Here is a 25,151-nt window from a genome sequence, read left to right on the forward strand (position 1 = left end):
ATGATTTAAATAGCCAAATCCAATGAGCAAGTAGACGAATATCGGCGTATCATCCAACAGAAAGCCCCAACCCTTTTTGTGTAAAAAGGATTGGGGCTTTTTTACTATTTGGTTAACGTTCAAAAGTCGATGAACGATGTAAACCTTATCTACGCCGTTTTGAAAGTTGCCATCTGTTGATTCAGCTCGGTAACTTGCTCTTTTACTTGCAATGATGTTTCTGATGCACGTTGGCTGTTATTCGAAACCTCATCCACTGATTGAGTAATACCGGACATCAATCCAGTGATCGAATTGGTTGCATGAGATTGCTGCTCTGCCGCTGCCGCAAGTTCTGCCATTTGTTCATTCAAAGAACCAATTTGTTCAGTAGTGACGAGCAAACGAGTTACCGCTTTTTCAATGTGCTCAGCGCCTTGCTCCGCAAGTGATTGGCTGTGTTCAATTTCCTCAACTACCGAATTAGTCGAGCGTTGAATCGCATTAATGATACCGTTGATTTCTGTCGTCGATTGAGTAGTGCGAGTCGCTAACATACGTACTTCGTCCGCCACAACCGCAAAGCCTCGCCCTTGATCACCCGCACGCGCTGCTTCTATCGCGGCATTCAATGCCAGTAAGTTAGTTTGCTCTGCCAAGCCTTCAATTACTTCCGTCACTCGGCCAATGGCTTCGCTCTCTTTGCTTAACTGCGTCACTTGCGTACTCGCGGTTTCAATGCTGCCATGTAAGCTTTCCATCGTGACTTTGTTTTGCTCTAGCGCATCGCGACCTTGTTCAATCTCGCCTTTTGAATCAGAAAGCTTCTGCACCGATTGATTGGCTTGATCTAGGGTGTTACGCGCGGCTAAAGCGATTTCATCCAATTGGCGTCCCATTTCAACAATGCTGGTCTGTTGCTGTTTAACATTCGATGAGGTGACTTGCGCCGATTCCAACAAAGCTCCCATGCTGGTATCCACTTGGTGCGCTTTTTCACTCACCCCTGACACAATGCTCGCTAACGATTGGTTCATGCGGTTAATCGAATCGGTAAGGTCTGCCAATTCATCTTTCCCAACAACGGTGAGCGGAGGCTGTGAAACGTCCCCTGAAGCGATCGTCTTTGCACGCTCCGATAAGTTTTTCACTCGGCGACCAATGGTGTTGCCCATGTATTTTGAAATCGCTACTGCGGCAAACAAAACCAACGCTGCCGCAATCAGCATGGTGGTGAGTACGTTCTTGATGGACTGATTAATGCCCTGTCCGCTTTGATCAGCACGACTTTGCTGCGCCAATACGATCGTCTCTAAGCTTTGGTCTAGGGCATCTGCTGCTGGCAACAGTTCGTTCGCCATCAGCAAGTTTGATTCGTTCCATTCTGGTGACTGACGTAATGCAATCACCTGCTCTGCTAAGGGAAAGTACAGTTGCTGCATTTCTTTAAACAGTGACCACAGTGATTGATCGTTATCAGTAAGCCTGTCGAGTTTACTGTCGATTTCCGCCACAGACTGATTGTGGTACTTAATCAAGTCGTGGTATTTGTCCAGATGATCTTGTTGCCCGTACAACAGGAAATCTCGCAAGGCGGACAGAGCATTGGCGAGCGAGGTATAGCTGTCGGCGTAGACTTTAAACAGACGCTTTCTGTCTCCACCAAATGGGTTTCCTGACTCTTCGTTGATTAAGCTTTGAAGCTGATCAAGTGCCACTTCTGCAATGGGTGCCGCTTCGTTAATAAAGAGGTTGTGCGCGGGTAAGTTCTCATCACTGTGGCTAAGTTTAATCAGCTTGTTCAAAGAGACTTTTACCGCGTCCCACTGGCTTTGAGTCGCTTGAAAATCCTGTTCAGAGATCAAAGCCTGCAACGTTGGAAGCGACTCGTCTGTAGATGCCATGATATTGCGTACGTCCTCACTCAGACGTGCGCTCGCCTCTTCATCGCCACCTAGCAACATGTAGGCTCGAATAGAAGACAGCGACGCTTGAACGGACTGTTGGATACCGCGACTGGTGTCGACGGTCGGTAAATCGGATTTAAGTAACGAAGAGGCGTATTGCTCTACGGTGGTGACGTTGCGATACGTGAATACCGCTGATGCCATAAAAAGTACGGCTAGCAGCACAAAACTGAGCTGCAACTTCCCTGATATCGTAAGGTTCATCCATAAACTCCTGACAACGATGAGCCTTAAATATAACGATGTTTACAAAAATGTTAAATGCTTGTATCAAAAACAACTTCAGAACAAGGCATTATTTGTGATTGATTGCATTATTTAGGGATAGCAGCTAAATGAAAGGCGTCTCTAGTAACTATACCGGATATTAGCAAACACCAAAGTTGCAGGTGTTTCTCCAAATAAGCTGCCGTCCGTACCGTTAAAATGTTGAACTACAGTTAGCAGTTGCCAATTATCACTGAGTGAATAGCTGCTGGATAATCCAGCAAAGTAAGAGCCATCATCATAGTAACTAGCCGATAAGGTGACGCGGTTGAGCGCCGTTAAGTCGAAGCTAGCATCGGCATAAACAGTATGCTCCGTGAAGCTCAAGGTTTTCGCAGAGAGAGGGAGGTTTAGGTAAGTTAATGCGCTGCTCGCTGGCTTTGGTTCAGAAATAAACAACCAAGCCCCTCTCACCATCCAGTTACGCACACCACCAAAACTGTAATCTGACTCCAAACTAGCGACTGTCGTATCCTCAGTAGGCTGACCTTGACGCTCTGTATCAATAGGATCAAACCAGCTTAACTCGCCTCGAAGCCCGGCTTGATAGATATCAGTCGCGAACCCTGCTCCAAGAACATAGTCTTGCCGAGATCGACCCGCAATGATTTGATAGTCCCAACCAGAAACGTTGGAGAAATATCGTAGTGACGTGCTGTTTTCTTTAGACTGCTTTGACGGAGAGAAAACGAGATCTAACCCATCGGCAAACCCAAGTTTTTTACTCACCATGACAGCGTCGGTGCCCGCCCGCTCTTCGTAATCAAAGTCGTAAATAGAATAGGCGTTGTAGATGTCGTTTGGGTTCCAAATGGTGTTCATTGACCAATTGACCCGGAACCGCCCTAACCTTGCACTCCAATCTTGGTCACTCCAAGAGACGTAGAGTCGATCCAGTTGGGTATTGAGGATTACATTATCTTCTCGCCAGTTTTTGCTTAGATCAAAATACCCATTATCAAGCGCCACGAGTTCTGCATATCGAGGGTTCTCAAGCGCATCGCCCCACAATGCTCTATTCCTGATACCAAGATTTATTCGCCATTCAGGAGAAAAACGATATTCAACGTTAATACGGTTATGGAGTAGATGGTCAAGGGTATTACCCTGCTCGTCAGGTATACTATAGGTCGCCATGTATTTCACATAGCCATTGATATCCCATGCTTTTTCAGGCTCCAAACCCGGTATGCTGGCATTAGTTTTAATGCAAATTACCGCAGGACTTAACGCAAAAAAAAGCCGCAATAACTTGGATAGTAAGCTTACGCCTTCTACTCTACCACGCATGGCTCTTCTCTATGGTGTTATCAATGTTGGCAAAATCTCGTGCCAAACGCCCGTCCTCAAATACTATGATTCGATGTGCGCGCTTAATAACTCTAGGATCATGGGTAGAAAAGATAAATGTCGTGCCTTCTTTTTCACTGAGTTGTTCCATGATATCAAGCAGCTCGGCTGTACTTTTTGCATCTAAGTTGGCGGTAGGCTCATCTGCCATTACAAACCTTGGTTTTGGTGCCAATGCTCTTGCAACCGCAACTCTCTGTTGTTGGCCTCCAGACATTTTACTCGGACGTTTATGCATCTGCTGTGATAATCCAACCTGTTGCAGTAGCGCGCTGGCGCGTTCACGACATTCCCTTTCTGTTTTCCCTTGCAATTGCATAACAAACTCGACGTTTTCAAGAGCTGTCAGTACGGGGAGCAGACTATAATCTTGGAAGATAAAGCCAATGTTATCGCGTCGATAAGCGATCAACTCTTTTTCTGACATATCAGAGATTAAGCATCCATCAATTTCCACGCGTCCTGATGTAGGAGAATCGATCCCGCCCAACATGTTTAGTAGGGTCGTTTTCCCTGAACCAGAAGGTCCCATAATCGCGACAAACTCACCTTGCTTGATCTCCAAATCTACGCTCTGAACCGCATGTACCGGAAAGTCACTCTTTGGGTTGTACGTCTTGGATAAGCCTTCCAATTTAATCGTCATTACGTTTTCTCCGCCATGGCATCCGCAGGTCGATGTTTGAGAATTTGCCTTGCTGGATACAAAGCCGCAAATAAGCTCGCGACAAAAATAGCCACAATAATCAATTGATACTCGTAAAACGATACTCTTGGATAAAGCAAGGTATCGACGCCATAAGCACCTAATCCATCAGCAAGTGCGCCAAGCGATAAGCCAGTAATACTCAGTATTTTCAGCATGACTGCGCTTCCTAATAACCCTAACGCGCAACCACTCAAACCAAGGAATAGCGTTTCCAAAATAATCAGTGTGCGAATTTTATGCTGCTGCATGCCAACCGCCATTAACACCCCAAACTCTCTCGTTCTTTCAAAAACTGACATCAGCATGATGTTGATGATTCCGAGAGTCATGGCAAGTACGAAAACGACCAACATAATTTGGTTAGAGATATCCATTGAGCTCATCATTGTTGCGAGTAAAGGCTGTATTTCTTGCCATTTTCTCACGACCAATTGTTCACGGTTGACTTGTGGCAATATTGATAACGTAAATGCCTCTGCACTTTCTAGCTGTTTAGTCTCGTTGGAGTTCAACAAAACGCCAATTTCATGCGCACCCGACAAGCCTGCGATTGTTTCGAGATCGACTTTACGGACGTAGACATTACCGTCATCAAACGTGGTGGATGGCGTTTTAAAAATACCTCGAACGCGAAAAGCTGCGCCAGATACATCACCCTTGATGTCAGATAATGTTAAAACCACTTTCGATCCAACACGCAGCTTCAACCGATTTGCGGTTTTTTGCGAAACAAGAATGGGGTTTCTTCCCACTTCGTTTAACCATTCTCCGTCTATCACATGGCTTTTAAGCGGTGTGATACTTTGCTCTTGTTCAATATTGATGCCATTGATCCGAACGCCTCTCGTACTACGCGCAGAAGCAATCATGCCATCAGCAAGAAATCGCGCCGATACCGCTTTAGCATCTTGATGTGCAGCCAAAGCGGCCGTTATCGTTTGATAATTCGTTATTGTGTCACTAAGGTCAGGATTATTAAGGTAGGATTTCTGATGCACTTGTAGATGACTGGTTTGCCACGCAATCGCGTTTTTGATCATGCTGTCGACCAAACCGTTCATGAATCCAATCATGGCAACAACGCCCATTAAGCCGAACACCATCGCTCCCAGCATAATGGAAGTTCTGAGCTTGTTCCGCCATAAATTACGCCAAGCCAATTTAATCAACATGCGCGCCTCCTTTTAGCCCACTAGCAATGGGCAAGCGAAGAAGTCGAGCCATCGGATACATCAGACATAACGATAAAATAACGAGAACGACAAGAATTTGATCCATTAACAAATACGGGTCTAGCGAAACAGGTACGATTGGTTCAAAGCCACTCTCCAGCATCACTTGTGCAGCATCGCCTGTAATCTCAATCGGATTGATATAGAAATACGCAAGCACAGGCGCGCTGATCAAGACACCGAGCACAAGACCAATAACGGAGATAAACATCGATTCAATGGCGACGAGCCCCATCAGCTTGCTGCGCAACATACCCGTCGCGAGCATCACCGCAAATTCACGCTGGCGCTCTAACGTCATCATCAAAATCGTGGCAAACAGGCCAAAACCAACAATGCCGTACAAGATATAGATCAAAAAGATCCCACCCGCTTTGTCCAAGGCTATCTGTTGAGAAAGTTCTGGCGACAGCTCCTGCCAGCTTTTTACTGCGACGCCATTCCCGTAGTGGCGCTTTAGTTGTTTAACAATGTCAGGCAACACGCGTAAACTTTGAGTGTTAAGGACCCATGCGGTGACTTGGTTATCAAGCGAATACAACGCTTGTGCGGTATCAAGAGGCATGTAGACCAACTGAGAATCTAACTGCTGCAAAGGAAAGTGCAAAATACCGGACACCTGATACAGTCCAGCCGCCGTTTGACCACGATAACCCGAACCATACAACACCAGTTCATCACCAACGTTCAAATGAAGGTAGTTTGCCAAGCCCTCACCAACAAGCACCGAGTTTTGTCCAGATGCAATAAAGCGCCCTTGTACGATTTTGTCACTAATGCTGGAGTAGCTATCTTCAGCGTCAGGCTCAACGCCGAGCACCATCACGCCTTTGGATCGTTCGTCTTTGGCGGCAAGCGCAAATGACTCAATTCTCGGCAGAACGATGTCGATATCAGGATTATTTTTGGCAGATGCAATGAACGCAGGCGTTTGAGGAAGGACATCATCAATGCTAGAGGAGTCCCCAAAATCGGGATGTTGTAGCTGAATTAATCCCGTATAGAACTTCGCAGCGTTTTTAATATTTGAGGAGTAACTTCCTTCTTGGAACGCTCGAGTCAGTAAGGAGAGAAACAGAACAAGAGCTAACGCAGAAGCGGTTAACAATGTCCGCCGTTTTTGCCGCCATAGATTTCGCCATGCGAGCTTGATGAGCATCCGATCTCACCTCTTATCTAAACCAAAATCCACCCTAATCTCGCAGAGCCTTCATTTGCTGCTGGGAGAAAAAGTCATCATCGATATCAAAATCAAATTGCGCTTCGTGCGTAATTAAAACCGTTTTATTTCCTGGTTTATCTATCGGCTGCATCTCCATGCGAGTCGCAACGTCTCGCCCACCCAACGTTTGCACATCGTAAGTCGTCAAAACATTTACCAGTTCATCAAATTCATCGTAAAACTCGACTTTGCGCTGTAACAAGCTCGTTTGAGAGATCCACAGTCTGACTTTGCTCCAAACCACTGGGGCGTCAGGCTTGGCAAGTGCATCAATTACCCAAACTTTGTCACCATCAAAGGTTTCACTTGGGAGCAGTTGATGTTGATAATCGACAACAATAGAAGATTGGTTAATTAAATCATCATTCGTGAAGTCTGATCCCATCCAAGACTGACTGAGCATGGATGGCGCAATTTTAATCACTCGCTCGATACTCGGCACCCAATTCCACATTTCTCTATGACGTTTTAACGAGGCGCTACCTTTATCTTTCGCCGGAGCAGTCACCAAGACCAAAGATAATTCCGTACCTTTCGTCCAACTCTTCATAGTCATTGAACGTGACCAGTCAGGGCGAACAATTTTCATGGTGGCTTCGCTATAACTGGATTTTCCGCGCATCGCTTGATCAGACTTTTGGACTATATCGAAAGCGCTCTCAGCGTAAGAAAAAGAAGAGAGAAGTACACAAGCGAGAACACAAAACGTTTTATACATACCTTCCCTTTGTACCGACACGACCTAGAATTTGAATCGAAACGGGTATAATAATTTTAAATTCAATTGAGTATAGCAAGTGAGGATTTAGAAATAGCGATTGGTGACTCAAAAACGCTAAGGGACTTGACGAAGCTCAGGTTGAACCTGGCTGTCTGTTATGACTTGAAACACAGCGCGATTTTTACCTTCAGACTTACCTTGATACATCAGTTGATCAGCGTCTTGTAAATTCACGATGTGAGTAAATTCAGGGTAGTATGCGCAGCCTAAGCTAATGCTCAAATGAATCGCTTGCCCGCCAAGGATAATAGGTTGTTCGTACACGGCTTTGCAGAGCATTTGAGCAAAGTTGCGCGCTTCTCGCTCAGAGAGCGATGCCGTCACGAGTGCGAACTCTTCTCCGCCAATTCTCGCCAATGTCATACGTTCATCAGTCATTGATTTTGCTGTTTCAGCCACGGCCACTATCGCTCTATCTCCGACAAGATGACCGTATTGGTCATTAATTGATTTAAAATCATCAATATCAAATACCATTACCGTCAAGCTTCGCTGCAAGTGATTCAAGAGTGCCAATTGTTCAATCAAGTGTCTACGGTTGTAGAGTTTTGTTAGGGAATCCGTTAACGTCATCTCCAGCAATTGCTGGTTGGCAATCGTCAATTGTCTTGTGCGCAGCGCAACCATGCGTTTGAGTGCGAAGATATGATACAGCGTCGCGACCGCCATAATGAAAATCGCAATAGGTAGGAGATAAAGAGGATAGACCGTTTTCACCACACTCCAGCGATTGAGGATCCTTTCTCGATCTGTATCGATAACTTTTTCAAACGCTCGAGAGACATCCAAAATGGAAGCAGAACTATGCGACCCTGCTGCAATCCGAAGGTCTTTACTATATAAATTTATTACAGGAACAAACATGCCTGCTCCCGGCATAGTTGCCATATAAAAGTTAGCTACTTGAAGGTCCGCGACGAAATACAGCACCTTCTTATCGACAGCGGCCTGTATCATCGTGTCGTTATTAATGTACTCTGCAATAGGCGCATTAGGATAATTCGTCTTAATAAACTCAGACTCGTAACTTCCTTTAACGACACCAATTGGCAACGTCATTTCACCAGCTAAAACACTTTTGACATCAATCGAAAGCACGTCTTGATTGACATATAATTTGGTTTGAATGGACATGATAACTGCGCCAAAATCCAGGTAATCGGCTCTTTCCGATGAGTAAACTAATCCCGCGTGAAAGTCAGCACGCCCCTCTTTTACGGCCTGTAAAGAAGCCTCCCAATCAAGAAGCAGAAACTGAACATCAATTTGGTTGTCCGCCGCATACGCTTTCCAGAAGTCGATCAAAATGCCTTTGGGTTCACCGTCTGGGCTAAGGTAAGAGAATGGCTTCCAAGCTTTGGAGTTAGCAACAATTAAAGAATGAGACTCTGACTTGTGCGCATACGTCATCGGGCAAATAGACAGCCATAGTAGTAACAAAGAAGCACACGCTTTTGTACACTTGCAACCATAAGTACCATAACTCGTCGATGACATACCTACTTCTCACCAGTCTTTTTAAACCATAATCTCGGCTGTTTTGTCTGATCTAAAGATATAGCAGAGCGGTGTCGGACAGGAAGTGGCTCCTATTGATATGAATCTAACTTAGTAGGTTTTAGTACTTATTTGGTACTTTTCAGCGTCTAGTTTTAAGAAGAAAGCTAGCCAGTATAAGGTGAGATCAGAGTGATTTAACTAACACTAAACCATTGAATTTGAATAGTTTGATAAAAACCAGCATCATTAAAAAAGCCCTATTCAAAATCCACATCGGGGAGAACTTTGAATAGGGCTCTTTGCCTCTATGCTTCATTTTCCGACTGAAGCTGCCTTTACCTTTTTTCGCTTTTACGACTCGTGTTCTGAACAATTGACTGGTGACAACCGCTTTTAACGCATTGTCCTTGATTTCACCTCTGCCGAAATCGGTCTCGTGTTGTAACTCATTCGGCTGAGGACTGGTTTTAGGTTTTGCCATAAATCCTCCTTAATGGTCGAACCAGATTGGACAATAATTATATAAATAAGTCAAATTTATAGATTTAGTTGAATTTTATGCTAAAAAACTTCACATCACCGTCATTTATTTGAAATTTAATCAAAAACATGCTGGTTAAATAGTGACTAAATACAAATATTTGTCCATAAAGCACTAATATATGTTGACTCTTCGTGGAATTAACCTAGACTCAAACACGGCTAGAAAGAAAGTTCTTTGTTTTCACATTTCGTTGGATTACTTGTAACCCGTCGTCCTGTGGTACGCAATAGCAATTTATTTTTCCACGCTATAAGCGCCGTTGAGGCGAAAGATTACATTATTTAGATATTTAGGAAATAGACATGTCTAACACAGCTACTGGCACAGTTAAGTGGTTCAACGAAACTAAAGGCTTCGGTTTCATTCAACAAGAAAACGGTCCTGACGTATTTGCTCACTTCTCTGCAATCACTGGTGACGGCTTCCGTACTCTAGTTGAAGGCCAGAAAGTAGAATTTGTTATCTCTCAAGGTCAAAAAGGCCCTCAAGCAGAGCAAATCAAAGTACTTTAATTCTTAAAGAATTTGATACGATAGCCAGCTTTTAAAGCTGGCTATTTTTTTGTCTATAACTTATTTTTGCCAACAAAAACGATATAAATCCATGGCTCTTAAACCAACTATTTATAAATTTCGTATCGCCATTTCCGATATGAATAACGACTATTACGATTCTAAAAATCTAACTATCGCCCTTCACCCTTCAGAAAAACCTCAACGAATGCTGGCTCGTGTTTTAGCTTACTGCTTAAACGCTCAAAGTAACTTAGAGTTTACGAAAGGGCTTTCTACAATTGAAGAGCCTGATTTATGGCATGTTGGCGATGATCAAAGCATTACTCACTGGATTGAAATTGGCGAACCAGAACCAGAAAGAATTAAGAAAGCCTCTCGCCTAGCAAAACACGTAAAAGTCTACACTTATAACACTAAAGCGACGGTATGGTGGGATAAAATGTCAGGAAAGTTCTCAATGCTTCCCGTCAACGTAGAAAGCTTTGACTACGACGCTATCGACTTGATTTGTCAGCACCTTGACCGAGGCACTAGCCTTTCTGTTATGATTACCGGCAGCTCTATTTTTGTTGATATCAACGATCAACACGTCGAAGTAACGGTGAAGGAACTAAAAAGCCATGACGTCTCTTAGTGAACTGAGTCAAGAGATGGGATTCAAAGAAATTCCCTTCGTTAAAGAACATAAAGCGGCAAAGCGACGTTGGTTAAAAGAACAGTCACAACTGTTTACAAAAGTTTGTGAGAACAAACCCGCCACGGCGCCTACTCTTCACCTGCTTGGTCTTTTGACTAAGTCGCATATTGAAGCCAGCGCTAACTATGAGCAACATGCGCATTCTGCCCAGCAAATGCAGCAAGTGCTGACTGACTCCTTGGGTGATGAGCACGCGGATAAGTTCACTAACCAGTCCGCAGAAGACCTTATCTTGATAACCCACCTTTGGCTTTATACTCAAGGCTATTTGAATATGGACTTTAGCTTGGCGCACGATCATGCCGAGCAAACTCAGAATACATTGCAACACGAGCTTGTTGTAAAACGCATGGATGTTGATGCATTCAGAACCGAACTGATGCAAAGCTTTTATCTAGGTAGAGAAGCCAGTCCAGCTTCGACTAGCGGTTTTTGGGGCAGGTTAAAACGCTTGTTTTCCGCATAAAATACATGGTTTTATCCATTTCAAACAACTGATAGACTTCACGCTCAATGCAACAAGCATCATGATTGCATTTTTAAAGGACAATTACCCAATGAACATCAAGGGATCATTATGAAGTTTATCCGTTGGATTTTAGGCAAGGTTATCTTATTGCTGAACGCCGTGTTCTCACCTCGTGGTATTAAACGCAGTGCAGAAGAACAACAACGTATTGATGCAAAAGCAAAGCAATACGCACTTTACCAATTTGAAGCTTGCCCTTTTTGCGTAAAAGTCCGCCGTGCAATGAAGCGTCAATCAGTGAACATTGAGCTACGTGATGCAAAAAATAACCCGACTCATCGAGCTGAACTAGAGCAAGGTGGTGGACGAATTAAAGTCCCTTGCCTGCGTATCGAAAAAGATGGCGAAACACAGTGGCTATACGAGTCATCTGACATCGTCGCTTACGTTGAAAAAGAATTTGCCTAAGTTCCCCCTATGAACATTGGCGGATGTAAAAGAGGCACCATACAGGTGCCTCTTTTCTATTCAGTCTAGCTGCTCGTTGCTATGCCTAGCCTTTGGGTTCACTCTTCTTGCTCATTCCCAGGCGGAAACGCCAGTAAACACATAAGGGCTTAGTGAAAACAAACGACGTAGTTTATCGACCAACCATCGCCTTACTCATCAACGATCAGCGTTAGCTCTACGCGTCGATTACAAGCTTTGCCACTGGCTGTCGAATTACTGCACTGCGGCACATACTCGCCAAAACCTCTAGAAAACACGCGTTGACGAGGAATACTCGTCGCCAGCAGTTGCTTTTCCACTTCACGAGCTCGCTTTTCTGACAACGTGTCATTAAAGCTGGCAGCTCCCGTGCTATCGGCATGGCCATCGATCACGACATCCACATCCGTTCTTCCTGCTAGATAGTGACCAATGTTTCGAATCCAGTCTTGAGATTGCGCTGATAACTGAGCAGAGCCAGTTTGAAAATGCACTTGCTCTTTCAAACGTATCATTAAGTGACCGCCACTGAGTGTCTCATGAGGAATATTGTGCCTGTTCAGAAACATTTCCAGAGAGGTCACATTTTGCGACTTTTTTACTGATGCCCTCTCAGTCTGATACGTGCGAGGTGAAGAAGCCACACTTGAGGCGCTCGGATAGCCCCACTCAGGATGTCTCAGCTCGGTGTTTGTTTTAGGAGCTGTATCTAAAATGTTCCCGCCAGGAACCATGTCTTGATCAAGGCTACTGCACCCAGTCAGAATGCCGCAAACAATTAAAAACCACTGCTTCATACCATTACCAACGTAGAAAAACTCTTGTCCATTGTGTCGACAAAACACGCCGAATCTTTAGCGCTTTTATCCACCGATTGGTTTGTATACGCAGCGTTCATGCCACTGGAATCAATATCAAGTATCTCTCAAATTAAAAAGCGATGCCAAAATACCTCCCTGCAGCCTACACATCAGGAAAAGTCTGTTACCAATCGTCTCACTTTATTGTTATTTAATGGTTTTAGTCACTATCGTTAACCGATAAACTAACGCAAATTTCTTACTTAGAGCATTATTATGTTAAAAACCATATCGAAAGGCTTTGCTGTGATTGCCGCCATGATGGCCTTGTCGGCATGCGATAGCGGCAACACTCAGCCTCAGCAAGGCAAACAATACGAAGTTTTGCCTGTATCTCTTCAAGAATATGATTTGGCGCCATTGACAGAAGCTTTTGCCCTAACTTGCGGCCACTGCCGTTCAATGGAAGAGTTTGTCCCTCAAATCGAATCGCTAACTGAGCAAAGCGTTGAAAAAATGCATGTAACTTTCAATGAGAGTGCACAAGTAAGCGCCATCATCTTCTACACTGCAGTCATGCAACTAGAGTCGACACCTGACAAAGCATTTATGGCGGATCTTTTTGCTGCCGTACAAATGGGTCCTGATGCGACTGCTGAGGAACGTCAAATCGCCGTAGAGAAAGCCTTTGAGTCTCGCAACCTTATCAGCCCTTACCATTTAGATGAAGCACAGCAAAAAACGCTGTTTGAGTACATCACTAAGGCAGAAGCGATCACGACTCGCGGCCAAATTAACTCCGTTCCAGCCTTTATCGTTAATGGAAAATACCAAGTCATTACTGGTGGTCATGACAGCGTCGAATCCATGGCAGAAACCATTAACTATTTGCTAAAACAACCTAAATAGACAAGGAGCTTACGTGTCTAAATTTTTGTTTCCTCTCATTATTTTCATTCTGGCGGGCTTTTTCATTTACCGTACTTGGACAAACCATAAAGTAGCGGATGAAAACTTTGCGAAAGGCCAAGCATTCTTGCTCGAGAATGCGAAAAAAGAAGGCGTTATCACAACAGAAAGTGGTCTTCAATATATTGTTCTTGAAAAAGGCGAAGGTGAGGTTCACCCAACCGCGACAAGTAAAGTCAAAGTGCACTACCACGGCACGTTGATTGATGGCACTGTGTTTGATAGCTCCGTTAATCGCGGTGAGCCAATTTCGTTTGGTCTTAACCAAGTCATTAAAGGCTGGCAAGAAGGCCTACAATACATGGTCGAAGGTGAAAAAATCCGCCTTTTCGTACCAAGCACGCTCGGTTATGGCAAAAGTGGCTCAGGCCCAATTCCACCAGCAAGTGTGTTGATCTTTGATGTTGAATTGTTAGAGATTCAATAATTCTAGAAACTTTGCATTAAAGCCAAAGTATCAAAACAAAAAACGCCGCGAACCACGCGGCGTTTTCTGTTTAAAGAGAGGCTACAAGCCAATATAGTGATCCGAAAGCAATGCAATGAACAACGCCAAAAGGTGATAGATAGAAAATTTAAACGTCTCCATCGCGGTATTGGGCTCTGGCGCGTATTTTAGCTTCCATGCATGGTACATAAAGCCAGCGTTAAGTAGTAACGAGGCAAAAAGATAAACTACGCCGACCACTCCAACCAACACCGGCAGCACACAAACCAACGTCAACAACACCGTATACAACAGAATAGAAGTTTTGGTGTACTCGATACCATGTGTCACAGGCAACATTGGAATATCCACCTTACGATAGTCCTCTACGCGATGAATTGCGAGTGCCCAAAAGTGTGGTGGCGTCCAGATAAAAATGATCATCACAAGCAGCCAAGCATTCGCATGCAAGTGCCCTGTTACGGCAGTCCAACCGAGAAGAGGCGGCATCGCACCCGCAATACCTGCAATTACGATATTTTGCGGAGTAGCGCGTTTGAGGTACATGGTGTACACCATCGCATAGCCGAGTAAACTCATCAAAGTCAGCCATGCCGTCAGTGGGTTGACCAGCGCATATAAAAGAACAAACCCTATGACGCCTAACGCTGTCGCAAAGGTTATCACCGATAACGGCTTAGCTTCACCCGATGGCAACGGACGTTTGTGTGTGCGAGCCATTCTCGCATCAATGCGGCGGTCAATCAGGTGATTAAACGCTGCCGCGGAGCCTGCCATCAAACCAATGCCTGTTAGGCCAACCGCCGCCTGCAACCAAGGAAACTCAGTAACAGGCGCTAAACTCATCCCGACAACGGCCGTCACCAGCATTAATGCGACTACTTTAGGCTTCGTTAACTTCAAATAAACGGCACTTAGTCGCTTTCGCTCATTTAACGACAGTGCGATTTCTTTACTCATAGCGAACTCCTTTCGCGGTGTAACTCCAAGCTTTTTTGCCCTGCCACAAATAAAACTGACTCACACAAACAAGACTCAACATAATGGCGGCACCCAAGTTATGTGCCACGGCGACATAAATAGGAAGTTGGAATACAACGTTGCTCACGCCCAACATAACTTGACACGCTAAAGTGAGTAGTAACCATCCTCCAATGCGCTGTGAATGATGGGAATCTTGCCTCATGAGCATAATGCTATAAGCCAATACGACGGTAGCGGTGACCATCGCACCGAGGCGATGCGTAACATGTATGGTCATTCTTGCCGGATACTCCAATACACCAAACTCGTAATTCTCGAATCCGGTTTGCCAGAAAGAAAACGCCTCTTTCCATGAGAGATGACTCATCCAATCTCCCTCACAAATCGGCAGTGAGGTGCACATGAGCGCGGCATAGTTTGACGAAGTCCACCCTCCTAGCAGCACCTGCATAAAAACAACCAGAAAGACCAATAATGAGAAGCCTCGCAGCGAGCTGGAAGATGGAGAAAAATAGAGATTATTTTGCGCTTTTAACTGGCAGTAAAAAATCGCCTGCAGAACCAGTAAAGTAAATCCACCAAGCAGATGAAGCATTACGATGACTGGCATTAATTTGAGCGTCACGGTCCACATCCCCAAAAGTGCTTGCCCGACCACCAGTACACTGAGCAGCATCGGAATAGTAGGATTCACGCGCTCAGATCTCGTTGATATCACTGTCATAACAAAAATGACCAGACCCAGCGTTCCTGCAAAATAGCGATGAATCATTTCAAGCCATGCTTTCTCATGCTCGACAGCCCGTTCAGGGAAATTAAGATTGGCACGTATTACGTCTTCTTCTTGATGAGGCACAGCAAGATGCCCATAGCAGCCGGGCCAATCAGGGCAACCTAACCCTGCATCAGAAAGGCGAGTATACGCGCCTAACATGATCACCACGAAAGTTAGGAGCAAACTGAATTTAACCAACTGAATTAACTTCATATACGCCCCTTTCTAACCAACTCGTGACAATTTTAAGAGCTTGCGTAAATCCGCCAACATACCTTTGTTGAACGAGACTAAATCTTCATTCGGTTTTGGCGAGTAAGACATCACCAATTGCCCCAGAGGATCAACGATCAACATTTGCCCAGGTTTCACTTTAGCGGTAACCAATTCATTCATTTGCATCGCTAACATCGATACTTCTATGGGGTCTGAATGCTCAGTCTGCCAAACGACTGGCACTACTCGCTCTTGATACTTACCTAAAGCAACATGGCTTTGCTGAAGCAGGTAAAGCTGCTGTTTACACTGTTCAGTGCATTCGTTAGGCAATACATAAGCGAGTTGCCAACCATGGTCTTTGAGAGGTGACTCTTGACCAAGCTGCTCTAACGTCGTGTATGGTTCAACTAACACACCTCTATTGGTCACACCGCTTTGATACCACCCTTGGGTGAGAATGACCTTAGCGATGACGGCAGGAAGCGCAAACGTACACACCAACGCAATCAACATTAGCCGCCCTTTGGTTACTTTAGATGTCATGCTTCACCTCCATGTGACGCAACTTTCTTTGCCAACGAACAAAAACAATTAAGGTCAATAATAAGAAAACGCCCGCCATCGAAAACCACTGAATCGAATAACCGAAATGCTTGGCGCTGTTGAGCGGCAATGGGTTCCAAGGAAAGTCGTAAGGCCAATTTTTTAGATTGTCTGGCTGCAAGACTGCGGGCATAAGTTCAATATTAAGTAGCTGATTCAGTTGCACGATATTCAGGTTCTGCACACGAATGACATCGCCAACTTCTGGCATTAATTCAGAGCTCAACGGGTTAGCGGATTTTCGGTACAGACGTCCCGAGATAAAGGTCGACACTTCGAGTGTTGTGACGGTTGGTAATATTGAACGATCTGCTATTCCCTCCACAAAACCAAGCTCTAATAATGCATAGGTTCCTAGTTCATCACTCATAGAGACAATCTGAAATGCTAAATAGCCCACATTGCCCTGATGCGTTTGGTTATCCAGTAAAATCACGGGAAACGCCTGAGGAACAACATTAGCTTCCACTTTTTTCCCGAGAATGCTGCCTTCTCTCCAATCGTTTTCTTCAAGAACTTCGCCTAATGTTTGGTACGCACTATCCGCTCGCGCAAGAATGGCTTGTTCCAAAGCCTGTTTCTCTTGCCCTCTCTCAAGCTGCCAAAAACCCAGTTTGACCAAAAGAGAAAACACAACCACAGTTAAACCAACTGCAACCCAAAACCGTTTCGATAGCCATAATTGTCTTGATAACAACAACGATGAAACCGGAGGTTCTATGTCCACCGTATTTCTATTCAAACTGACGCTTGTCCTTTTGCTGCTTTTCATTATCTTCAACCTCGCAAAAGCGCTTATCGAAATGGTTCGTGAAGACCCAGATAATCCCGAAAAAAGAGACAAACCTATGAGTCATTACTTAGGCCGTCGAGTCATGTTCTCCGCTTTAGTAGTTATCCTTCTACTTATTGCGCTCAGTTCAGGCTGGCTGGCTCCGAATCCCCGTCCTTACTAATCGCCCAATGCACCTACAGCACGTACACAAACACAAACAGACATAACCAAACCACATCCACAAAGTGCCAATACCAACTACCTGCTTGGAAGGCAAAATGGTTCTTAGACGAAAAATGATCTTTAGCGATTCGGAGCAACAATACGATTAAGAAAATCGTCCCAAGACAAACGTGCAAACCGTGAAAACCCGTCAACATAAAAAAGGTGTTTCCGTAGATACCAGATTGCAACGTGAGCCCCATTTCTTGATAAGCATGAGCATACTCGACCGCTTGGTAATATAGGAAAAAGCCCGCAAGCACGATGGTGATTTCCAACCAAACAATCAGTGCCGTTCTTTTGTCTTTTTCAAGGTTGATGTGCGCCATATGTAGCGTAATCGACGACAATAACAGCAAAATAGTATTAGTAAGGGGAATGCCCTGCCACGGCATAGCTTGTGTTGTTTCTCCACCCGGAGTCAGTGTGAGTGGCCACATCGCTTCGAAGGTTGGCCACAAAACCTCGTTGGTCATGAAGTTGTTATCTGCCCCACCTAGCCAAGGCACAGAAATCATCCTGGCGTAAAATAACGCACCAAAAAAGGCACCAAAAAACATCACTTCAGAGAAGATGAACCAGCTCATCCCTTGGCGAAAAGAACGAGTAATTTGCGAGCTGTACTTTCCACTCAGTGACTCAGTAATCACATTACTAAACCAGCCCGCCAACATGTAAAGCAAGAACAGAAAACCTACCGCTAGCACAATACTGCCAATGGTTCCCACAGCCCCTTCACTTTGTGTCCCCTGAACGGTCATTCCTGCACCAACGGCAACTAAAAATAGAGCAAACGCACCGATGATCGGCCAGCTACTTTGAGCGGGAACATAATATGTTCCTGGCTTGTTACTCATAATTTCTCTCCTTACTGACCAGCCTTGGTCTGTATCTCTCTCCTCGAGTGGCTAAGAACCTGTAGGAGGGGGAAGTTTATAGAGTGTGTAAGACAGCGTTAACGTGTGTATCGACTCCGGTAAGTCCGGTTCGATATAAAAAATCAACGGCATTTGAGCTTGTTGTTTGCCATCCAAAGGCTGTTGGTTAAAACAAAAACACTCAATCTTATTGAAATAAGCGGCACCATTCCCGGGAGAAACAGAGGGAACGGCTTGCCCTACCAACTTCTGCCCGCTTTCATTAAATGCAAGGTATTCGGTTTGCACGACTTCTCCGGGATGAACGTCCATCGAAATCACTTTGGGTTTAAACTCCCAAGGCATATCGGGGCTTACATGCGCCATAAACTCCACGCGAATAGTTCGGCTCATATCTGGCTGCATACCAGTTGGTTGAATGGCGGCCACTTCACTTGTTTTTCCATTGATACCCAGTGCGTCGCACATTACGTCATACAATGGGACAAGTGCGTAGCCAAACCCGAACATCAAAAGGGTCGCTAAAAGCAACTTCACTGTGAGCTTTTTGTTTGATGGATTCGGTTTCATCTCACTCACCCTATTCGTATCTAATCGACTTTAGGCGGCGTAGTAAACGTATGATGGGGCGCCGGGCTTGGCACCGTCCATTCTAAGCCCTCCGCACGTTCCCACGGTTTTGCAGCGGCCTTTTCACCGCCACGAATACACTTAATCACCACCCATAAAAAGATCAATTGTGACAACCCAAACGCAAACCCACCAATAGAGACGATTTGATTGACATCAGCAAACTGAATAGCGTAATCCGGGATACGTCTTGGCATACCCGCTAAACCTAGAAAGTGCATCGGGAAAAACAAAACATTAACTGAAATAATCGAGCACCAGAAATGCCACAAACTCAGCTTGTGGTCGTACATATTGCCTGTCCACTTAGGTAGCCAATAGTACGCAGCCGCCATAATCGAGAATACAGCACCAGATACCAACACATAGTGGAAATGCGCAACCACGAAGTAAGTGTCATGATATTGGAAATCCGCCGGCACAATCGCCAGCATCAACCCTGAGAAACCGCCAATCGTAAAGAGCACAATAAAGGCAATGGCAAACAACATTGGCGTTTCAAATGTCAGAGCTCCACGCCACATGGTGGCAACCCAATTAAAGACTTTCACCCCCGTTGGTACCGCAATCAACATAGTGCAATACATAAAGAAGAGCTCTGCAAAAACTGGCATCCCCGTGGTAAACATGTGGTGCGCCCACACAAGGAAAGATAACAATGCAATGCTGCACGTCGCGTAAACCATCGAATGATAACCAAACAGCTTCTTACCACTGAAAGCAGGCAGAATGGCGGAGATGATTCCAAACGACGGTAAAATCATGATGTACACTTCTGGGTGACCAAAGAACCAAAAGATGTGTTGGAACATTACCGGGTCACCACCACCAGCTGCGTCAAAGAAGCTAGTCCCGAAATATTTGTCAGTAAGAACCATCGTCACCGCACCCGCTAGTACCGGCATAACCGCGATCAACAAGAAAGCGGTGATTAACCAAGTCCAAACAAACATTGGTAACTTGAACCAAGTCATTCCCGGAGCTCGCATATTTACGATCGTCACGATAACGTTGATCGCGCCCATAATGGAGCTGATACCCATGATATGCACAGAGAATACAAACAGCGCTGTGCTATCCGGGCCATAAGTCGTGGACAGCGGAGCATAAAACGTCCAACCAAAATCGGGACCGCCACCAGGTAAAAACAGCGAGCTCAATAAAATAAGAAATGCAAAAGGTAGAATCCAAAAGCTCAAGTTGTTCATGCGAGGTAGCGCCATATCTGGAGCACCGATCATCATTGGAATCATCCAGTTAGCAAGGCCCGTAAATGCTGGCATCACAGCACCAAACACCATCACCAAACCGTGTACCGTAGTCATTTGATTAAAAAACTGTGGATCAACCAGCTGAAGTCCAGGCTGGAATAATTCGGCACGAATGACCATCGCCATCGCCCCACCAGTCAGAAACATCGCGAAACTAAACCAAAGGTACAGGGTGCCAATGTCTTTATGGTTTGTGGAATACAGCCAACGAGTGATGCCTTGGGGAGCATGGTGATCATGGCCATCATCAATCGCAATGGTACTGTTTGCACTGGCTTCCGCTGGCGCAGACTTCACTGCCTTATCTATTGGCTTACTCATATTTCCTCCTTAGCACTGCCTTGTGCCTTAAAGGCATTCACATCGGATGCTTGCACCGTATCGCCAGTGTCGTTGCCCCATGCATTTCGCTGATATGTAATGACCGCAGCAATTTCTTTGTCACTTAACTGGTTCGAAAAAGACTGCATTGCAGTGCCCGGACGGCCATTCACAATCACATCAATGTGCTCTGAAATTGGGCCTGTTGCGATAGGGCTGCCCTTAATCGCGGGAAATGCACCCGGAATCCCCTCACCACTAGCCTGATGGCACACAGCACAACGCGACGTGTATATCGATTCGCCCTGCGACATCAACTCATCCATGGATAAGTCTTGAGAGAGCGCTTCTTGTGCCGCCGCTTTTTGAAGTGCGATTTCTTCCTTCTTACTCGCTAACCATTCATCAAACTTTTCTTCTTCCATCGCATGCACCACCACCGGCATGAACCCGTGTGCACGACCACATAGCTCCGCACATTGACCGCGATATACGCCTGGCTCATCAATTCTTGTCCATGCTTCATTAATAAAACCAGGGATGGTGTCTTTCTTGACAGCAAAATCTGGCACCCACCATGAGTGAATGACATCATCAGAAGTCATCAAAAAACGCACTTTGCGATTCACAGGCAACACCAAAGGGTTGTCTACTTCCAATAGATAATGCGCGCCTTTTGTCTCGATACCATCAATTTGCTTTTGGCTGGTGGCAAGCAAACTGAAGAACTCAACATCTTCACCAAAATAGCTGTAATGCCATTTCCATTGCGAGCCTGTGATCTTGACCGTGATATCTGATTGGCTTGTGTCTTCCATTGCGACTAAAGTTTTCGTTGCGGGAATCGCCATGGCGACAAGAATGATGATAGGTATGACTGTCCAAATAATTTCCACTTTTGTACTTTCGTGGAAATGTGCGGCAACTGCTCCTTTTGACTTGCGATGACGAAAGATGGAATAGAACATGACACCAAATACAATCAAAGCAATTACGCAGCAGATATAGAAAATCAGCATATGTAATTCATACACTTGCCCACTTATCGCTGTGACCCCTTTGGTCATGTTGTAGTCACTTTCCTTTGACCAACTGAAAGAGGAGAATGTGATTAAAATCACATTCAGTGATAAGGCTAGAGTAGTCGTTAATCTTTTCAAAAGATCTCTCCTCTGCTCAGCCGCTACGCTTGCGCGAGCTTCCTTGCGTCCCGATGCAAATATCGAACAACTTTACGAAAAATCACAAAAACTACGATTTCGACACGGTTTGTTATATTTATGTTAAAAGGCTAGTTATAGTTCCAAGGTTCTTCAAGAAATTAAATATGATTAAATTTTGTTCGGATAAAAAATTAATTCGGTTTATCGATTGCCCTCTTTGAAATGTAATTGAGAACCATTTACATTAATTTAAAAGAAAACATTGAGATACTTACAAAACGAAGTGTCCAAGAAAGTAGGCGCCCCCTACTAAGGAATGATTGATATGACAGCACTAATTACTCAATGGCTAGAACGAGACCCTGATCCTAAGACTCGCGAAGAGCTACAACACCTCGTCGATACAAATAATGAACAAGAGCTTACTGATCGCTTTGGATCGCGCCTTGCCTTTGGTACAGCAGGGTTACGCGGCAAAGTGGGTGCAGGTCCAAACCGAATGAACCGTTTGGTGATTCAAGAGACAGCCACTGGCCTAGGAAACTATTTGCTAGAGCAAGTCAAAGATGCCGCAAGTCGTGGTGTCGTTATTGGCTACGACGGTCGTCCTGATTCGAAACAATTCGCGCATGATACCGCGTCCGTACTGACAGCCCTTGGTATCAAGGTTTACCTAACGTACGATGTTGCAGCAACCCCAATTGTTGCGTTTGGTGTCCGAACATTGAATGCTGCGGCCGCTGTTGTTGTTACCGCTAGCCACAATCCACCAGAGTACAATGGCTTTAAAGTATATTGGGAGAATGGCGCACAAATCATTCCTCCACACGACTCTGGAATCGCAGCGAAAATTGATGACGCAACAACGAAGCCATTACCTTTAATGTCTCTCGATGATGCAAAACAGCACGGTTTGTTAGTTTGGTTGGAAGACGACTACTACCAAACTTACCGTAAGACAATGAATGAAAACGCACTGCTTACTCCTGACAACAATACCGATATATCTATTGCTTACACCGCAATGCATGGCGTTGGGGCGAATATGGCGGAAACGCTCCTCGCAGACGCTGGCTTCAAAAAAGTGGCAAGTGTTAAGGAACAGCGCGAACCTGATGGCAGCTTCCCAACCGTCAACTTCCCAAACCCTGAAGAAGCCGGTGCAATGGATATGGTGATGGCGTTAGGTAAGTCCGTAGATGCTGATATCGCTTGTGCTAACGATCCAGATGCCGACCGTTTTGCAGTGGCGGTCAAACGCCCAGATGGCGAATACCAAATGTTAACCGGCGACCAAGTGGGGTCACTGTTTGGCGATTACTTGCTAGAACAGCAACCTAACGCTCTGGTTGGCAACACCATCGTATCATCAAGAATGCTGAGTAGCATTGCCAAAGCGCATGGCGCCCAATACTACCAAACGTTAACAGGCTTCAAATGGCTCACGAACGTTGCAATGGAGCAAGAGACAGAAGCCAATCCATTCTTGTTTGCTTATGAAGAAGCGCTCGGTTATACCGTGGGTAACAAGGTCTGGGATAAAGATGGTTTATCTGCAATCGTCGCATTTGCTCAGCTAACAGGTAAACTTAAAGCTCAAGGCAAAACACTATGGGATAAACTGGAAGAACTGTACCGCGAGCACGGTTTCTACTTTAACGCGCAGCGCAGCATCGCTCTCGACCCGAACTCTCCACCAATCGGCGACAAACTCCGAGCAAATCCACCAACAGAGATTGCTGGTAAAAAAGTTGCAGTAACCGAAGATCTAAAAACATCGGTTCGCATGTTTGACGACGGCTCTGAAGAATCCATTGACTTACCAGCAAGTGACGTATTGATTTATCACCTAGAAGATCAATCTCGCGTGATTGTTCGTCCATCTGGTACTGAGCCAAAACTAAAATGTTACTACGAAGTTATCAACCTCTTCCCTGCCGATATGAGCTACGCACAAGCACAGCAAGCGGCAGAGGCGAAGATGAACGAACTTATCGACGCGCATCAGACAAGTTTGTAAGTCAAAGAGAAGCAGAGACACCTGATACGATAAGAGGCGCAAATTCGCGCCTCTTTTTTTGATTTTGACTAGAACAAGTCAAGCTAACCAGTGCTTTTCCCTAGCTTACAATTTCCTTTTGTAGAAAGTACTTGTGGATGCCCTCTGCAGGATAGCCTGAGTACTGCCCTACTTTTTCAAAACCTAATTTAAGATAAAAATCAAGAGCTTGAAAACTGTAAGTATCCAAATAAACATGGGTAACCCCGTGAGGCTTTACTTTTTGTTCTAACATCGCCATTAACTGGCTACCGAGACCGGAGGTTCGACTTTCAGCATCTACCCACAAAAACTCAACAAACACCGTGTTTTTAAACATTTCGCCAGTCAGACCACCCATGATCTTGCCATTCTCATCTTTAGCAAAACATCCCACAGCATGCACCTCCCCTTCAGGCAAGTGCATTCGGTTATAAGATCGAATACCTTCACGAACAGAATCAAGGTCTGTTTGATCTGGATTTAAACAAAATTCAAGCTTCATACATCCTCTCCTTAGGAAACACCAATATCCTAAAACAAAAAGCCAGCAATTGCTGGCTTTCTGATGGAATATGATAACTTTATAAGGCGAAACTGCTCAGCATCCACAACGCGAGAATAACGAACACTAAACCCATTAGTTTATGTTGATACGTGCGGAATTTTTCGTTCTCGAGCAGCCCCTTACCCAATGTGCCTGCCAGCCCAACAAGTAATAAATTGAATGACAAGCCAAGGACGTTTAACAATAACCCTAGTGCTAGCATCTGCTCACCAGAAGACGCTGTAATATTGCTTGAGACAAACTGCGGCAAAAACATCACAAAAAATACCAACGCTTTAGGGTTAAGCAAATTACTCATCAAAGCACGTTGATAATAAGTTGACGCCATTTTGTTTTGACCATCAAGCTCTGGAGCCGAAGATGCCTCAGCTCGTAAGCAGTCCCAGCCCATTTTTAGCAAGTAAGCGCCACCTAATAGATGAAGGACTTTAAGGGCGATTGGGCTCATTGCAATCAGGGTAGATACGCCCATTGCAGCAAGCAAAGTAAGAATAACACCAGACGTCGCATTGCCTAAGCTAGCAAAAAGACCGACCTTCTTACCGTAACTCATACTAGAGCTCGCGATCAGCAACATATCGGGCCCTGGTAACAGCAACAAAGCCACTACTGCGGTGAGATAAACAGGAAGTACAGATAAATCAATCATGATGGAACCGCTTTTTCTACAACAAAGCGGCGAATGTTATACCAACAAAATAACAACAGCCAGCCCAAAATCACCAAGATGATTCAGAAAATAAAAATCATAGTTCGCTAGATTGCA

The 25,151-nt window shown here is 44.9% G+C and carries 27 protein-coding genes; 8 read left to right on the plus strand and 19 right to left on the minus strand.

What is annotated here, in order from left to right:
• Positions 1-149: 149 nt before the first annotated feature.
• The 8 genes from EX191_RS05565 to EX191_RS05600 all read right to left on the minus strand — a co-directional run bounded on the left by EX191_RS05565 (position 150) and on the right by EX191_RS05600 (position 9,488).
• The gene (locus EX191_RS05565) at positions 150-2,150 is read right to left on the minus strand and encodes a HAMP domain-containing methyl-accepting chemotaxis protein (protein ID WP_193447315.1); all 2,001 of its coding nucleotides are present in this window, start codon (positions 2,148-2,150) and stop codon (positions 150-152) included.
• Between the two features lie 144 nt (positions 2,151-2,294).
• A complete protein-coding gene (locus tag EX191_RS05570) occupies positions 2,295-3,503 on the minus strand; it encodes a hypothetical protein (protein WP_193447316.1) in 1,209 nt (402 codons plus the stop codon).
• A complete protein-coding gene (locus EX191_RS05575) occupies positions 3,493-4,209 on the minus strand; it encodes an ABC transporter ATP-binding protein (RefSeq protein ID WP_005391145.1) in 717 nt (238 codons plus the stop codon). The genes EX191_RS05570 and EX191_RS05575 overlap by 11 nt, the downstream gene beginning before the upstream one ends.
• A complete protein-coding gene (locus EX191_RS05580; RefSeq protein ID WP_193447317.1) occupies positions 4,209-5,444 on the minus strand; it encodes an ABC transporter permease in 1,236 nt (411 codons plus the stop codon). Before EX191_RS05580 ends, EX191_RS05575 begins: the two co-directional genes overlap by 1 nt.
• On the minus strand, positions 5,434-6,663 hold the full coding sequence (locus EX191_RS05585) for an ABC transporter permease (RefSeq protein WP_005391149.1): 1,230 nt from the start codon (positions 6,661-6,663) through the stop codon (positions 5,434-5,436). The genes EX191_RS05580 and EX191_RS05585 overlap by 11 nt, the downstream gene beginning before the upstream one ends.
• Before the next feature lie 34 nt (positions 6,664-6,697).
• Positions 6,698-7,444 (minus strand): outer membrane lipoprotein-sorting protein, encoded by a 747-nt coding sequence (locus tag EX191_RS05590; RefSeq protein ID WP_193447318.1) that lies wholly within the window; start codon positions 7,442-7,444, stop codon positions 6,698-6,700.
• Positions 7,445-7,561: 117 nt separating this feature from the next.
• Positions 7,562-9,004, minus strand: a complete 1,443-nt coding sequence (locus tag EX191_RS05595; protein WP_193447319.1) for a transporter substrate-binding domain-containing diguanylate cyclase — start codon at positions 9,002-9,004, stop codon at positions 7,562-7,564.
• A gap of 187 nt (positions 9,005-9,191) precedes the next feature.
• Positions 9,192-9,488 carry an alternative ribosome-rescue factor A gene (locus tag EX191_RS05600; protein WP_193447320.1) on the minus strand — a complete coding sequence of 99 codons (297 nt, stop codon included), beginning with the start codon at positions 9,486-9,488 and terminating at the stop codon, positions 9,192-9,194.
• A 365-nt stretch (positions 9,489-9,853) separates the two neighbouring features.
• Here EX191_RS05600 and EX191_RS05605 point away from each other — a divergent pair, with 365 nt between their 5' ends.
• From EX191_RS05605 to EX191_RS05620, 4 genes are all read left to right on the plus strand, one after another.
• Positions 9,854-10,063 carry a cold-shock protein gene (locus tag EX191_RS05605; RefSeq protein ID WP_005375625.1) on the plus strand — a complete coding sequence of 70 codons (210 nt, stop codon included), beginning with the start codon at positions 9,854-9,856 and terminating at the stop codon, positions 10,061-10,063.
• Between the two features lie 91 nt (positions 10,064-10,154).
• Positions 10,155-10,700 (plus strand): YaeQ family protein, encoded by a 546-nt coding sequence (locus tag EX191_RS05610; protein WP_005391156.1) that lies wholly within the window; start codon positions 10,155-10,157, stop codon positions 10,698-10,700.
• On the plus strand, positions 10,687-11,229 hold the full coding sequence (locus EX191_RS05615; RefSeq protein ID WP_124007598.1) for a hypothetical protein: 543 nt from the start codon (positions 10,687-10,689) through the stop codon (positions 11,227-11,229). Before EX191_RS05610 ends, EX191_RS05615 begins: the two co-directional genes overlap by 14 nt.
• Positions 11,230-11,340: 111 nt before the next feature.
• Positions 11,341-11,700 carry a glutaredoxin family protein gene (locus EX191_RS05620; RefSeq protein WP_193447321.1) on the plus strand — a complete coding sequence of 120 codons (360 nt, stop codon included), beginning with the start codon at positions 11,341-11,343 and terminating at the stop codon, positions 11,698-11,700.
• Positions 11,701-11,891: 191 nt separating this feature from the next.
• Here the strand turns inward: EX191_RS05620 and EX191_RS05625 are convergent, their stop codons facing one another.
• Positions 11,892-12,518, minus strand: a complete 627-nt coding sequence (locus tag EX191_RS05625; RefSeq protein WP_048625248.1) for an OmpA family protein — start codon at positions 12,516-12,518, stop codon at positions 11,892-11,894.
• A gap of 279 nt (positions 12,519-12,797) precedes the next feature.
• Between EX191_RS05625 and EX191_RS05630 the strand changes: the two genes are divergently transcribed.
• Complete coding sequence (locus EX191_RS05630; protein ID WP_193447322.1) at positions 12,798-13,430, plus strand: thiol:disulfide interchange protein DsbA/DsbL; 633 nt, start codon at positions 12,798-12,800, stop codon at positions 13,428-13,430.
• Positions 13,431-13,443: 13 nt separating this feature from the next.
• Entirely contained in the window at positions 13,444-13,917 is a 474-nt protein-coding gene (locus tag EX191_RS05635; protein WP_005391162.1) for a BamJ family beta-barrel-assembly machinery protein, read from the plus strand.
• 81 nt (positions 13,918-13,998) lie between these two features.
• Here EX191_RS05635 and cyoE read toward each other — a convergent pair whose 3' ends face one another.
• From cyoE to EX191_RS05655, 4 genes are read right to left on the minus strand one after another with little or no spacing between them, the layout of a single operon-like run.
• Positions 13,999-14,898, minus strand: coding sequence for a heme o synthase (gene cyoE / locus EX191_RS05640; protein WP_193447323.1), 900 nt, complete (start codon positions 14,896-14,898; stop codon positions 13,999-14,001).
• A complete protein-coding gene (locus tag EX191_RS05645; RefSeq protein ID WP_193447324.1) occupies positions 14,891-15,910 on the minus strand; it encodes a COX15/CtaA family protein in 1,020 nt (339 codons plus the stop codon). The genes cyoE and EX191_RS05645 overlap by 8 nt, the downstream gene beginning before the upstream one ends.
• Before the next feature lie 12 nt (positions 15,911-15,922).
• Entirely contained in the window at positions 15,923-16,459 is a 537-nt protein-coding gene (locus EX191_RS05650) for a cytochrome oxidase biogenesis cluster protein (RefSeq protein ID WP_193447325.1), read from the minus strand.
• Entirely contained in the window at positions 16,449-17,246 is a 798-nt protein-coding gene (locus tag EX191_RS05655; RefSeq protein ID WP_414718283.1) for an SURF1 family protein, read from the minus strand. The genes EX191_RS05650 and EX191_RS05655 overlap by 11 nt, the downstream gene beginning before the upstream one ends.
• Here EX191_RS05655 and EX191_RS05660 point away from each other — a divergent pair.
• Positions 17,239-17,475: a DUF2909 family protein gene (locus EX191_RS05660; RefSeq protein WP_005391169.1), complete on the plus strand. Its 237-nt coding sequence runs from the start codon at positions 17,239-17,241 to the stop codon at positions 17,473-17,475. The genes EX191_RS05655 and EX191_RS05660 overlap by 8 nt on opposite strands.
• A 13-nt stretch (positions 17,476-17,488) precedes the next feature.
• Here EX191_RS05660 and EX191_RS05665 read toward each other — a convergent pair whose 3' ends face one another.
• The 4 genes from EX191_RS05665 to coxB are packed head-to-tail and all read right to left on the minus strand — an operon-like array spanning position 17,489 to position 21,776.
• A complete protein-coding gene (locus tag EX191_RS05665; RefSeq protein ID WP_065645780.1) occupies positions 17,489-18,373 on the minus strand; it encodes a cytochrome c oxidase subunit 3 in 885 nt (294 codons plus the stop codon).
• Positions 18,374-18,424: 51 nt separating this feature from the next.
• A complete protein-coding gene (locus EX191_RS05670) occupies positions 18,425-18,964 on the minus strand; it encodes a cytochrome c oxidase assembly protein (protein WP_005391173.1) in 540 nt (179 codons plus the stop codon).
• A 20-nt stretch (positions 18,965-18,984) separates the two neighbouring features.
• Positions 18,985-20,616: a cytochrome c oxidase subunit I gene (ctaD, locus tag EX191_RS05675; RefSeq protein WP_104973835.1), complete on the minus strand. Its 1,632-nt coding sequence runs from the start codon at positions 20,614-20,616 to the stop codon at positions 18,985-18,987.
• The gene (coxB, locus tag EX191_RS05680; RefSeq protein WP_085344327.1) at positions 20,613-21,776 is read right to left on the minus strand and encodes a cytochrome c oxidase subunit II; all 1,164 of its coding nucleotides are present in this window, start codon (positions 21,774-21,776) and stop codon (positions 20,613-20,615) included. Before coxB ends, ctaD begins: the two co-directional genes overlap by 4 nt.
• Positions 21,777-22,104: 328 nt before the next feature.
• On the opposite strand from coxB, the gene EX191_RS05685 reads away from it, so the two are divergent.
• Entirely contained in the window at positions 22,105-23,799 is a 1,695-nt protein-coding gene (locus tag EX191_RS05685) for a phospho-sugar mutase (protein WP_047008374.1), read from the plus strand.
• A 100-nt stretch (positions 23,800-23,899) separates the two neighbouring features.
• Here the strand turns inward: EX191_RS05685 and EX191_RS05690 are convergent, their stop codons facing one another.
• Both EX191_RS05690 and EX191_RS05695 read right to left on the minus strand, forming a co-directional pair.
• Entirely contained in the window at positions 23,900-24,322 is a 423-nt protein-coding gene (locus EX191_RS05690) for a GNAT family N-acetyltransferase (protein WP_193447327.1), read from the minus strand.
• Positions 24,323-24,401: 79 nt separating this feature from the next.
• Complete coding sequence (locus EX191_RS05695) at positions 24,402-25,034, minus strand: LysE family translocator (RefSeq protein ID WP_005375522.1); 633 nt, start codon at positions 25,032-25,034, stop codon at positions 24,402-24,404.
• Positions 25,035-25,151: the final 117 nt, after the last annotated feature.

This window comes from Vibrio chemaguriensis, assembly GCF_012275705.1.
Classification (GTDB): domain Bacteria; phylum Pseudomonadota; class Gammaproteobacteria; order Enterobacterales; family Vibrionaceae; genus Vibrio; species Vibrio diabolicus.

Excerpts from the sequence above, each read along its gene's own strand:
- EX191_RS05565 (WP_193447315.1), bottom strand. The coding sequence starts at position 2,150 with ATGAACCTTACGATATCAGGGAAGTTGCAGCTCAGTTTTGTGCTGCTA.
- EX191_RS05570 (WP_193447316.1), bottom strand. The coding sequence starts at position 3,503 with ATGCGTGGTAGAGTAGAAGGCGTAAGCTTACTATCCAAGTTATTGCGG.
- EX191_RS05575 (WP_005391145.1), bottom strand. The coding sequence starts at position 4,209 with ATGACGATTAAATTGGAAGGCTTATCCAAGACGTACAACCCAAAGAGT.
- EX191_RS05580 (WP_193447317.1), bottom strand. The coding sequence starts at position 5,444 with ATGTTGATTAAATTGGCTTGGCGTAATTTATGGCGGAACAAGCTCAGA.
- EX191_RS05585 (WP_005391149.1), bottom strand. The coding sequence starts at position 6,663 with ATGCTCATCAAGCTCGCATGGCGAAATCTATGGCGGCAAAAACGGCGG.
- EX191_RS05590 (WP_193447318.1), bottom strand. The coding sequence starts at position 7,444 with ATGTATAAAACGTTTTGTGTTCTCGCTTGTGTACTTCTCTCTTCTTTT.
- EX191_RS05595 (WP_193447319.1), bottom strand. The coding sequence starts at position 9,004 with ATGTCATCGACGAGTTATGGTACTTATGGTTGCAAGTGTACAAAAGCG.
- EX191_RS05600 (WP_193447320.1), bottom strand. The coding sequence starts at position 9,488 with ATGGCAAAACCTAAAACCAGTCCTCAGCCGAATGAGTTACAACACGAG.
- EX191_RS05605 (WP_005375625.1), top strand. The coding sequence starts at position 9,854 with ATGTCTAACACAGCTACTGGCACAGTTAAGTGGTTCAACGAAACTAAA.
- EX191_RS05610 (WP_005391156.1), top strand. The coding sequence starts at position 10,155 with ATGGCTCTTAAACCAACTATTTATAAATTTCGTATCGCCATTTCCGAT.
- EX191_RS05615 (WP_124007598.1), top strand. The coding sequence starts at position 10,687 with ATGACGTCTCTTAGTGAACTGAGTCAAGAGATGGGATTCAAAGAAATT.
- EX191_RS05620 (WP_193447321.1), top strand. The coding sequence starts at position 11,341 with ATGAAGTTTATCCGTTGGATTTTAGGCAAGGTTATCTTATTGCTGAAC.
- EX191_RS05625 (WP_048625248.1), bottom strand. The coding sequence starts at position 12,518 with ATGAAGCAGTGGTTTTTAATTGTTTGCGGCATTCTGACTGGGTGCAGT.
- EX191_RS05630 (WP_193447322.1), top strand. The coding sequence starts at position 12,798 with ATGTTAAAAACCATATCGAAAGGCTTTGCTGTGATTGCCGCCATGATG.
- cyoE (WP_193447323.1), bottom strand. The coding sequence starts at position 14,898 with ATGAGTAAAGAAATCGCACTGTCGTTAAATGAGCGAAAGCGACTAAGT.
- EX191_RS05645 (WP_193447324.1), bottom strand. The coding sequence starts at position 15,910 with ATGAAGTTAATTCAGTTGGTTAAATTCAGTTTGCTCCTAACTTTCGTG.
- EX191_RS05650 (WP_193447325.1), bottom strand. The coding sequence starts at position 16,459 with ATGACATCTAAAGTAACCAAAGGGCGGCTAATGTTGATTGCGTTGGTG.
- EX191_RS05660 (WP_005391169.1), top strand. The coding sequence starts at position 17,239 with ATGTCCACCGTATTTCTATTCAAACTGACGCTTGTCCTTTTGCTGCTT.
- EX191_RS05665 (WP_065645780.1), bottom strand. The coding sequence starts at position 18,373 with ATGAGTAACAAGCCAGGAACATATTATGTTCCCGCTCAAAGTAGCTGG.
- EX191_RS05670 (WP_005391173.1), bottom strand. The coding sequence starts at position 18,964 with ATGAAACCGAATCCATCAAACAAAAAGCTCACAGTGAAGTTGCTTTTA.
- ctaD (WP_104973835.1), bottom strand. The coding sequence starts at position 20,616 with ATGAGTAAGCCAATAGATAAGGCAGTGAAGTCTGCGCCAGCGGAAGCC.
- EX191_RS05685 (WP_047008374.1), top strand. The coding sequence starts at position 22,105 with ATGACAGCACTAATTACTCAATGGCTAGAACGAGACCCTGATCCTAAG.
- EX191_RS05690 (WP_193447327.1), bottom strand. The coding sequence starts at position 24,322 with ATGAAGCTTGAATTTTGTTTAAATCCAGATCAAACAGACCTTGATTCT.
- EX191_RS05695 (WP_005375522.1), bottom strand. The coding sequence starts at position 25,034 with ATGATTGATTTATCTGTACTTCCTGTTTATCTCACCGCAGTAGTGGCT.